General features: G+C 70.6%; 12 protein-coding genes. 7 read left to right on the top strand and 5 right to left on the bottom strand.

Annotated features, from left to right (window positions below; genetic code table 11):
* Positions 1-153 precede the first annotated feature (153 nt).
* Entirely contained in the window at positions 154-360 is a 207-nt protein-coding gene (locus AC3EO4_RS06915) for a cold-shock protein (RefSeq protein WP_379574641.1), read from the bottom strand.
* 383 nt (positions 361-743) lie between these two features.
* Between AC3EO4_RS06915 and AC3EO4_RS06920 the strand changes: the two genes are divergently transcribed.
* A complete protein-coding gene (locus AC3EO4_RS06920) occupies positions 744-2075 on the top strand; it encodes a DUF5994 family protein (protein ID WP_431894367.1) in 1332 nt (443 codons plus the stop codon).
* A gap of 86 nt (positions 2076-2161) precedes the next feature.
* Here AC3EO4_RS06920 and AC3EO4_RS06925 read toward each other — a convergent pair whose 3' ends face one another.
* Positions 2162-3613: a pyridoxal phosphate-dependent decarboxylase family protein gene (locus AC3EO4_RS06925; protein WP_431894369.1), complete on the bottom strand. Its 1452-nt coding sequence runs from the start codon at positions 3611-3613 to the stop codon at positions 2162-2164.
* 71 nt (positions 3614-3684) lie between these two features.
* On the opposite strand from AC3EO4_RS06925, the gene AC3EO4_RS06930 reads away from it, so the two are divergent.
* Complete coding sequence (locus AC3EO4_RS06930) at positions 3685-4713, top strand: GlxA family transcriptional regulator (RefSeq protein WP_431894371.1); 1029 nt, start codon at positions 3685-3687, stop codon at positions 4711-4713.
* Here the strand turns inward: AC3EO4_RS06930 and thrC are convergent.
* Positions 4647-5711 (bottom strand): threonine synthase, encoded by a 1065-nt coding sequence (thrC, locus tag AC3EO4_RS06935; RefSeq protein WP_431894373.1) that lies wholly within the window; start codon positions 5709-5711, stop codon positions 4647-4649. The genes AC3EO4_RS06930 and thrC overlap by 67 nt on opposite strands.
* A gap of 65 nt (positions 5712-5776) precedes the next feature.
* Between thrC and AC3EO4_RS06940 the strand changes: the two genes are divergently transcribed.
* Positions 5777-6592: a MurR/RpiR family transcriptional regulator gene (locus AC3EO4_RS06940; RefSeq protein WP_431894375.1), complete on the top strand. Its 816-nt coding sequence runs from the start codon at positions 5777-5779 to the stop codon at positions 6590-6592.
* Positions 6593-6742: 150 nt separating this feature from the next.
* Here AC3EO4_RS06940 and AC3EO4_RS06945 read toward each other — a convergent pair whose 3' ends face one another.
* Together AC3EO4_RS06945 and AC3EO4_RS06950 are read right to left on the bottom strand one after the other, a co-directional pair.
* A complete protein-coding gene (locus tag AC3EO4_RS06945) occupies positions 6743-7249 on the bottom strand; it encodes a DUF1269 domain-containing protein (RefSeq protein ID WP_379574647.1) in 507 nt (168 codons plus the stop codon).
* Between the two features lie 135 nt (positions 7250-7384).
* On the bottom strand, positions 7385-7792 hold the full coding sequence (locus tag AC3EO4_RS06950; RefSeq protein ID WP_379574648.1) for a DUF7144 family membrane protein: 408 nt from the start codon (positions 7790-7792) through the stop codon (positions 7385-7387).
* Between the two features lie 102 nt (positions 7793-7894).
* Between AC3EO4_RS06950 and AC3EO4_RS06955 the strand changes: the two genes are divergently transcribed.
* The 4 genes from AC3EO4_RS06955 to AC3EO4_RS06970 all read left to right on the top strand — a co-directional run bounded on the left by AC3EO4_RS06955 (position 7895) and on the right by AC3EO4_RS06970 (position 10021).
* On the top strand, positions 7895-8770 hold the full coding sequence (locus AC3EO4_RS06955) for an SseB family protein (RefSeq protein WP_488186334.1): 876 nt from the start codon (positions 7895-7897) through the stop codon (positions 8768-8770).
* A complete protein-coding gene (locus AC3EO4_RS06960; protein WP_379574650.1) occupies positions 8767-9156 on the top strand; it encodes a hypothetical protein in 390 nt (129 codons plus the stop codon). The genes AC3EO4_RS06955 and AC3EO4_RS06960 overlap by 4 nt, the downstream gene beginning before the upstream one ends.
* Before the next feature lie 116 nt (positions 9157-9272).
* Positions 9273-9677 carry a YbaB/EbfC family nucleoid-associated protein gene (locus tag AC3EO4_RS06965; protein ID WP_379574651.1) on the top strand — a complete coding sequence of 135 codons (405 nt, stop codon included), beginning with the start codon at positions 9273-9275 and terminating at the stop codon, positions 9675-9677.
* The gene (locus AC3EO4_RS06970; RefSeq protein WP_431894380.1) at positions 9674-10021 is read left to right on the top strand and encodes a hypothetical protein; all 348 of its coding nucleotides are present in this window, start codon (positions 9674-9676) and stop codon (positions 10019-10021) included. The genes AC3EO4_RS06965 and AC3EO4_RS06970 overlap by 4 nt, the downstream gene beginning before the upstream one ends.
* Positions 10022-10076: the final 55 nt, after the last annotated feature.

Raw genomic sequence — 10076 nt, forward strand, 5'->3', positions numbered from 1 at the left:
TTGTATACGGCGGAAAGCCGAGTATTGACACGATCCGTACGGGACCGCGCCCTCGGCGACGCCGCCGAGGGCGTCTATCCGCTCAAAAACGCGCGAGCCGGGACCCGGTCCCTTGACAGGACCGGACCCCGGCTCGTTTCGCCGCGAAAGACGTCAGACGACGGGAACGATGTTCTCCGCCTGCGGGCCCTTCTGGCCCTGCGTGACGTCGAAGCTGACCTTCTGCCCCTCGTGGAGCTCACGGTAGCCCTGGGAGGCGATGTTGGAGTAGTGGGCGAACACGTCGGCGCCGCCGCCGTCCTGCGCGATGAAGCCGAAGCCCTTTTCCGCGTTGAACCACTTCACGATGCCAGTCGCCATGTCGATCTCCTTCGATAGGCGCAGAAATGAAACCCGTACGTCACGAGCCCCACGTCGCCGCGCTGACCCATCCGGAAATGACCGGCCAAAACAGAAATGCGCCTGGGGGTTACATCCCGTCAGGCGCACACAACGTTCATGGGTACCAGAACTGCAACACCTCAAAGTTATCACGTACCACGGCTGCTGTAACCCGCGTGCGCGGGTCGGTTCCTCCTTCGGCAGGATCCGGCCAAGGGAGTCCCTGCCGACGAGCGAGGGATGATTCGCGCTGGGAGGCGTAAGCTGGGCTCACCTGGGACATCTCGAATGTCGGCAGCCGTGTCGGCGTCGTCGCCTCAGACACACTCGGCGCTGAGCGCCGGAGACGGGCGGCACGTCTCATGCCGAATCATGACCTGCACATCGTACGCACGCCGCTTCCGCCCCAGCGGACGCCCACCGCCCGGATCCATCTCGAGCCGACCCTCACGAGGGACGGCAGGCTCGACGGAGCGTGGTGGCCACGCTCGACGGATCCGCGCCTCGAGCTCCCCGCGCTCGTCAGCGCGCTCGACACTCTGCTCGGCCCCGTGCTGCGCGTCAGGCTCGACCTGGACGCCTGGGACGACGTTCCCGCCGACCTCCTGGTAGACGGCCGATTCCTGCGGGTCAGCGGCTTCCCAGGGACGACCGACACGGTCAGGCTGATCCGCGGCGACCAGGACGGCTTCGAGCTGCTGGTGGTACCGCCGGACACCGCGCCGCCGACGGCCGCGGCCGCCATGAAGACCGCCGCGCGCACCGGCAACACCCTGTCCGCGACGGAGATCCTCGCACACTGCCGTCCACCCCACGAGGGATCGACTCTCGACATCGCGTTGCGTCCCTACAGGCCCTCCGACCAGGCGGCCGTGCTGGCACTGGTCGAGGCGGACCACCTGCCGGGCCAGCCCATCTGCTCGCCCGAGGTTCTCGACGAGGCCATCGAGGGAACCTGCCGCCGCGATCCAGGCCCCTGGGCCCTGTTCCACACGCCCAGGACCGAGGTGATGGTGGACGAGGACGACCAGGTGCTCGGCGCCGTGTCCTACGCGGTTCGCCGGGACGACGGCGAAGGACTGATCCTGTGGCTGCACGGCCGTGAGATCCTCGTCGTCGTCGAGGCCCTCGTCTCCCACGCCCTTGAGGAACTGAGCGGCAGGCGGGCCGTCCACGCCTTCGCCTCCACGCTGGGCCTCGGCCCTTCTGCCCTTCCTTGCGGGCGCCGGCCCGTGACGCGCAAGGTGCTGGAGCATGCCGGGTTCTCCGGCCGGAACTCGTGGAGGTACCTGCGTCGCGCCACGCCGGGGCCCTGTCTCTCCGCGGCCCCCTGCCCGCTCGTCGAGGTGGTCCGCAGCATGGCCCCGCCCGGCTGGTGGCTGAGGAGCCGCGACGACGACCTCGCCGCCGAAGTGGTCGCCCAGACGCCGGCGGACCATGTCGGCGCCCTCTGGTGGTTCGGCGCGGACGCCCTCCACACGGACGAGACGTTCGAGCGCGCGATGCTGCGCGAGGCGATCACGCTCCTGCGCGGGCACGGCGCGTCGGAGACGGTGCTGTACGCCGACGACGAACAGGCCGAAGGACGCCCTACCTGGACGGTGTTCGCCGATGCCGGTTTCGTGGAGATCGACCGTCTCGTCTCGTACGCCAAGAGAGGCGGCGGCACGGTCACCATCGGCGGCGAGGCCTGAAGAGAGGCGAGGCCTGAGCGTCGTCCACCTGCCCGGCGTCATCGACATCTTCTCCAGCGACGCCCTGCGCCGCGCAGCAGCAGGCGTCACGGGCCCGCGCGATGGTTCCTCTTCCTGGCGTCGCCGAGGGCCCGCACCACGGTCTCGATGTCCTCGGCCCGCGTGCGGTGGCTGGTCACGCACAACCGGATGGCGGGCCGTCCCGCCAGGCTCACGGTGCTGACCCACGCCTGCCCGCCGCCGACCACGTCGCCGGCGACGGCGGCGTGCCACGCCGCGCTGCTCTCGGGGCCGTCCGCCTCCGCCTCAGGGGCGGCCACGCAGACGACCGGCAGCGGTGTGTCGTTGACCCGCCGCCAGCCCTCCTCCTCCAGGCGGCGCGCCAGCAGCTCTCCGAGCCGCACGTCCCGCTCGATCTGCGCGGCGTAGGCGGGCCTGCCCGCGATCGCCAGCGCGAGGAACACCTTGAGACCTGCGAAACGACGTGACCACTGCACGCTGGTGGCGTAGGGGTCGGGCGCGTCGTCGGTCTCGGCGGGCATGTAGGAGGTGGTCGCGCGGAAGCTCTCCGCCAGCGCCTCCGCGTGGGGGGTGAGGAGCATGCCCGCGCCCATGGGCGCCGACATCCACTTGTGCGCGTCCACCGTGACGCTGTCGGCCTGCTCCACTCCCTTCAGCAGCGGGCGCAGCGTGTCCGACAGCGCGACCGCGCCCGCCCACGCGGCGTCGACGTGGAAGTGCATGCCCCACTCCCGAGCCAGGGCGGCCAGCTCGGGCAGCGGATCCAGCGCGCCGCCCGCCGTGGTCCCCGCGGTCGCGGCCAGCATGAACGGCGCGAACCCTGCGGCGAGGTCGGCCTCGCGCAGCTCGCGCAGCCTGCCGGTGTCCATGCGGTGCGCGGCGTCGACGGGCACGAGACGGACGGCGTCGCGCCCGATGCCCGTCATGTGCGCGATCTTGAGCCAGGCCAGATGGCTCTCGGCGGAGGCGTAGAGCGCGGGCCGCCGCGGCAGGCCGTACGTGCCCGCGTCCGCGTAGGACGGGAACATCCTGGTCAGAGCTATGATCACCGCGGTGAGGTTCGCCTCGGCGCCGCCCACCGTGAAGCTGCCCACCGTGCCGGCGGGCAGCCCGAGACGGCCGGCCATGAAGCGCAGCACGTGGCGTTCCATCTCGACGGCGGCGGGGGCGTGGCTGTAGGCGGCGAGCTGCGGGTTGACCGCCGCCGCGAGGAGTTCGCCCACCACGCCCCACCAGGTCGGCGTGGGGTTGAACAGCCCGAAGTAGCGCGGGTGCGTCGTGTGCACGCCCCATCGGCGCAGGGCCGCCATGACCTCGGGCAGCGTGCGCTCCGGCTCCCCCGCCGCCTCGAAGTCCTGTCCTGCCAGCCAGTCGCGCAGCTGGGCGGTGCCGGGCCGCGCCGGTGCGACGGGCCCGTCGGCCACCTCCCTCGCGTGCCGTACGACCAGGTCCACGGCGGCGGTCAGCAGCCGGGCCCCTTCCTCCGCGCCGACGTCGAGCGGTCCTCTTTCGTCCATGGACACCACTGTCGCGGGGCGGGTGCCAGGCCACTAGTGGCATGAATGTCGTGTTCCACTAGATTTGCGCCATGGCCAGGATCAGCGTGGTCGTCCCCGTCCTGGACGACTGCCCGCTCTTCGAGCTCGCCGTACCGTGCGAGGTCTTCGGCAGGAACCGGCTCGACCTGACACCTGACTGGTACGACCTGACCCTCTGCGGGACCGCCGACCGCGAGCAGGAATCGCTCAGCGGGCTGTGGCTGCGCGCGCCCCACGGCCTGGAGGCGATGCGCTCGGCCGACCTGGTCGTGGTCCCCGCCTGCGCGGACGGCTCCTACCGGCCGCCGGAGGCGCTGCTGGCCGCTCTGGTCGAGGCGCACGAGAGGGGCGCGCGGATCGCCGCCCTGTGCTCGGGCACGTTCGTCCTGGCCGCGGCGGGGCTGCTCGACGGGCGTGAGGCCGCCACCCACTGGATGCACGCCGACGAGCTGCGCAGGCGCTATCCGCGGGTGAGCGTCAACCGGCGGGCCCTCTACGTCGACGACGGCGACATCCTCACCAGCGCGGGCACCGCGGCGGGCATCGACCTGTGCCTGCACATCGTCAGGGGCGACTTCGGCGCGGCCGTCGCCGCGGAGGTCGGCCGCCGGATGGTGATCGCGCCGCAGCGGGAGGGGGACCAGACGCAGTACGTGTCACCCGCCGTGCCGATCCCCGCGCCCGACAAGGGCCTCGCCCCGGTGCTGGCCTGGGCGCTCGAGCGGCTGCACGAGCCGCTCACCGTTCCCCTGCTGGCCGAGCGGGGAGCGATGAGCACCAGGACCTTCATCCGCCGCTTCCACCAGGAGACGGGCCTCACCCCCATCAGATGGCTCACCCAGCAGCGCCTCGGCAGGGCGCGCGAACTGCTGGAGACCACGCGCCTGCCCGTGGACGTGGTGGCCGAGCGCTCGGGTTTCAGCACCGGCAACGGCCTGCGGCAGCACTTCACCAAGGTCCTCGGCACCACGCCCTCCGCCTACCGGCGCACCTTCCAGGGATCGGGCGCGGCTCAGCCCACCGCCAGGAGCGCGCGGGCCACGTCGGCGGTGACAGAGGAGGTCTCGGTCGAGGCGTAGCCGTCGCGCAGCGAGGACTCCAGGTCCTTGAGCCCGTTGCCACTCAACGTGATCACGATCCTGCTTCCTGGCTCCAGCCTGCCCTTCGCGTGCAGGTCGAGCAGACCCGCGATCCCGGCCGCCGAGGCGGGCTCGGCGAAGACGCCGTCGCGCCGGGCGAGCTCCCGGTAGGCCTCGAAGATCTGCTCGTCGGTCACGGCGGCGATCAGTCCGCCTGACTCGTCGCGGGCGGCGACGGCGCCGTCCCACGTCGCGGGGTTGCCGACGCGGATCGCGCTCGCCTCGGTCTCCGGGGCCGCGACCGGCGCGCCGTGCACGAGCGGGGCGGCGCCCGCTGCCTGGAACCCCCACATGCGCGGGAGCCGGGTGGCGAGGCCCGCGGCCCTGTAGGTCTGGTAGCCGCGCCAGGTGGCGGTGATGTTGCCGCCGTTGCCCACCGGCAGGCAGTGGATGTCGGGCGCGTCCCCGAGCGCGTCGACGATCTCGTAGGCGACGGTCCGCTGCCCCGCGAGGCGCCACTCGTTGTCGACGGAGTTGACCAGGGCGACGGGGTGGTGCGCGGCCAGCTCACGGGCGACGCGGAGGCAGTCGTCGAAGCCTCCGTCGATCTCGATGATCCGCGCGCCATGCCGTACGGCCTGGCCGAGCTTGCCGAGCGCGATCCGCCCCTTGGGCACGAGCACGGCGGCCGTCATCCCCGCACGCGCGGCGTAGGCGGCCGCCGAGGCGCTGGTGTTGCCGGTGGAGGCGCAGATGACGAGCTCGGCGCCGGCTTCGGCGGCCCTGCTGATGGCCACGGTCATCCCCCGGTCCTTGAACGATCCCGTGGGGTTGGCGCCCTCGACCTTCAGCCAGACGTCGCTCTCCGTGACGGCCGACAGGTGCGCCGAGCGCAGCAGCGGGGTGTTGCCCTCGTTGAGGGAGACGGACGGGGTGTCGCCGGTGACCGGAAGCCAGCGCCGGTAGTCGCTGTCCAGCAGACCATGCCAGGTACTCATGGCCGTCACCGTAACATTCGTTTCACATCTCTTCCATATATGCCATTGGTGTAACATTCGTCAGCGTGGATGCCATCGTGAGCCGTCTGGGCGAGGTCTACGCCGAACTGCCGCGCGGCGAGCGGGCGATCGTCAGGGTGCTCCTCGACGACTACCCGTTCGCCGCCCTCGGTTCGCTGCGCGCGCTGGCCGACCGCGCGGGCGTCAGCCCGCCGACGGCCTCACGCCTGTTCGACCGGCTCGGCTACGACGGCTTCGCCGCCTTCCAGTCGGCCGTCAGGGCCGAGGCCCGCGAGCACGACAGGTCGCGACTCCACGAGTTCGTCACGCGTACCCCCGACACGCACAGGGCGGCGGAGGACCTCCGCTCCGGCCTCGACGGCGCCCTCGACGCCGTGACCGAGCCCCAGCTCACGGCGGTGGCCGAGCTCCTGGCCGAGGCGCGTGGCGTCTGGGCCGTCGGCGGGCCGCTCAGCGAGTTGGCCGCCGAATACCTGGTCCGCCAGCTCGCGAGCCTGCGCCCCGGCGCGCGGCGCGTGCCCGAGTCCGCCTCCGAACGCGCCCGCGCCCTGCTCGACCTGGGCGCTTCCGACGTCGTCGTCGCCTACGACTTCCGCCGCTACTCCACCCGTACCGCCACGTTCGTCGAGGCGGCCAGGGCCAGGAACGCCCGCCTGGTGCTCGTCACCGACGCGTGGGAGTCACCGCTGGCGGCCCACGCGGACGTGCTGATCCGCCTCCCGCGGGAGGCGGCGGGCCCGATCGCGCCGCTGACACACGAGATCGCGGTCACCGAGCTCGTCCTCGTGGCCACGGCCGCCCGCCTCTCCCCCGCCGCGCGGCTGGCGGAGCTCGAGCAGCTCACGCAGGTGCTGCGGTGAACCCTGGCAACAGCCGGGTGAACGTCCTGCGGCGTTTGACGAGCGGCTCGCGCACCACCGCGACCGACCCGAACCCGGCTTCCCTGGCGATCCGCTCGATCCGCAGGTCGGTCGTCTCCAGCAGTTCCTCAGGGCGGCCTTCGGGCGGTGTCAGGCGGGGACGCTGCCGCTCGTGGCGGCCTTGACGCTCTCGCGCAGCTGCTCCTCCTGCTCGTGGCTGAGCGAGGTCTGCAGGATGTGTCCGCCGTACTGGGCGATCTGGGGGATGACCTTGTCCGGCGTGCTCTCCACGACCAGCAGGAACAGGGCGGCCGTGCCGGGCTCCAGCTTGGCGCCGAGCTCGCGCATGAACTTGTCGTCGACGCCCACGTCGGTCATCGCGCCACCGGCCGCGCCGCCCGCCGCGCCGAGCGCCATGCCGAGCAACGGATTGAGGAACAGCAGCCCGATCAGGCCGCCCCACAGCGCGCCGCTGGCGGCCCCCATGCCGACCAGGCTGTGGGCCTGGTGCAGCTTGATCTTCCCGTCGGCCTTGCGCTCGACGACGGCCGCGTCCGCGAGCTTGATGAGGTTCTGCTTCTGCAGTTCGATCAGCTTGTCGCGGACCGTGGTGGCGGTTTGGACGTCCGGGTAGGAGATGGCGATGAGGTGACTCATGACGGTCCTGTCTTCCTGTCGTGCTCGGCGTTCCCGGCCCCGGCCATGCGGAGGTCGGCCATGAGTTCGTCTTTCCCGATGCCGGTTATACAGAAGTTCGCAAAACTCCCAAAACCCGCATACATCCGAGAGGTGTCACTCGGCGAGCGACTTCGCTTCGCGGCCGTGGACGATGAGCGCGTACAGGACCAGCACGTCGACGGCGATGACGGCCAGCGACCACCAGGGGTTGACGGCGATCCACGTGAGCTGCGTGATCGCGTTGATCATGAGGAGGACGACCGCGGCCACGCGCGCCCAGTCCTTGCCGACGCTCACGGCCACACCGGTGATGGTGAGCAGGATGCCCCAGACCAGGTGGATCCAGCCCCATCCGGTCAGGTCGAACAACAGCAGTCTCGTGAACGTCTGCACGTAGACCTCGTCGTTGATGATGGCGTTCAGTCCGGTGATGATGTTGAAGATCCCCGACATGATCATCAACATGCCGCCGAACCAGATCCAGCCGACCCATCCGGTCACGCGTTGGGTGTGGAGAGCCATAGGTCGAACCTCCCCCGAAGTTGCGAACCCTCTGTGGCGGGTGTTCCCAGGTCACACACCAGGCATGCGAATTCGGGACGACCTTTGATTAGGGTGATCAACGTGCAGAACCCGTCCAGTCCTTTCGAGGAACAGCTCTGGGCGGCGTTCGAGGCAGGCAGGACGGCCCTGTGCCTGAGCATGCTGAAGGACGCCGACTTCGCGCTGCCGATGTCAAGAGCCGCCGCCGAGGGGACCGAGCGGGTCGCGTGGCCCACCGTCTCGGACGGCGAGCGCACGTGGATGCCGGCCTACACCTCGGCCGAGGCGATGCTCTCCGCCGGCGCGGGATTCACCGAGCACCACAGGATCGTCTCGATGGTGGAGCTGGCCGCGGGCTGGCCCGACCCGCGCTGGGGACTGGCCGTCAACGCGGGACTACCTGTGAGCTTCCTACTCGAATCCGGCACGGTCGCCAGGCTCGCCGTCCCCACGCTGGCACAGGACCTCGCCCTCGACCCCGAGGCGGGCGTGCCGGTGGTGCAGAAGCTGCTGCGCCCCTCCGACCTCCACGATCTGTTCTCCGGCGGCGAGCCCAGGATCTCCGGCTACTGCCACCACGCCCTCGACGTCTCGCACATCGCCACGCCCTCCGTTCTGGCCGAGGCGCTCGGGCAGCCCGACTACCTCACCCCCGAAGGGGGGCTCAACCTGCTGCGCTGGCGTCCCGTCGGGCTCGACCTCTACCGCACGCCGTACGGGGGTCTCGACGACGAGCGGCGTGACGCGGTCGCCGGATGGGTGGTGGAGGAGCCGCCGTTCGTCGGGCTCGGCCTGGTGCCCAACGTCGACCAGGTCATCCGCGAGTACAAGGTGTACGGCGTCGGCCTCACCCATGGCGCGGAGATCTGGGAGCTGACCTATCAGGGCACCGAGCACAGGCGCGCCTTCTACCACGGCGACCTGCGGCGATGGCTCCTGGTGGGGCGGCGCTCGTGACCCGGTCCCCGTACCGCGCCCGATGGCGGGGCGCCGACTATCCCGCGAGCCCCGACGCGTCCGCGCTGGAGGTCTGGCTGCGGCTGCGCCGCGACGATCCCGCAGAGGGTTTCACCGAGGTCGAGGACGGTTGCCACGTCAGGACCGTCCCCGCCGCCGAGTGCGAGTCCGTGTGGTTCGTGACCACGGTGTGCACATGGCGCGGCATGGAGTTCCTGGTCCACGACGAGCGTGCGGGCGAGGTGCTGCTGGAGTACGCCGGCGGCTCGGCGCCCGAGGCGGTCGCACTCGGCCTGGAACGGATCGAGCGCGGAGTCTACCGCCTCTGGGTACCCCGATCGGACGTGGGTGAACTCCAGGAGCGTGCCATCTCACTGGACCTGTGAGGCCTTGCGATAGATAAGCAATTCGCGGGACTTTCTTGTCGAATGATGTTCATGTGCCGGAAACTAGCCAGTAACACATGCGATGCAGGAGCGCATGATGGGGCCAGGGAGGTGACATGGAGTCCTTCGGCGAAAGGGACACCGCGGGTCTGCAGGCCTATGCGGACGAGCTGCGCGCGACCTTCATGCGACTCCGGGAGGAAGGAGCCGAGCTTCACGCCAAGGCCAGGGCCGTACAGGTGACGGAGAAGTCGCGTGACGGCCTGGTGACGGTCACGGTCGGATCGCGCGGCGAGCTCGTACGGCTCGACCTCGACCCTCGCATCTACCGGCATCCCGACGCCAGAGGCCTGGCCGACACGATCGCCGAGACAGTCCAGCGGGCCGCCGCCAAGGCGCAGGAGCAGATCATCGATGTCTTCGCCCCGCTGGTCCCCGCCGAGCAGATGCAGGCGCACCTCGACGGCGACCTAGAAACCGTGATGAACCAGCTCGCCGACCAGATGGGTGGGAAGCGATGAACGGCGCCTTTCCCGGTGTGATGATCTCCAGGACCGAGCTCCATCGCGGGCTGTCCGAGTGGAACGTCAACGCCTCCGACATGGAAACCGCGTACGAGAAGCTGGCGGCGAGGATCAAGGAGCTCAACGCCGCGGCGCCGTGGGGCGGCGGCACGGAAGGCCGCTCGTTCCAGGCGTCCTACATGCAGAACGACGCCCCGAACACGCTGCTCACCAACGGCGACGACCTCGTCCACCAGATCGCCGACCTCGGGCCCACGGTGTTCAAGGGCTCGGAGAACGTGTTCGGCACGGACAAGGCCATCGAGGACGGCGTGCGACGGGGCGCCACGCAGGAGGTCTGAGCGCCGCCGGCGGCGTCCACACGGTAGGAACCAGGTCAGGTCAGAACGGGGCTGC

It is taken from the genome of Nonomuraea sp. bgisy101, from assembly GCF_057708945.1.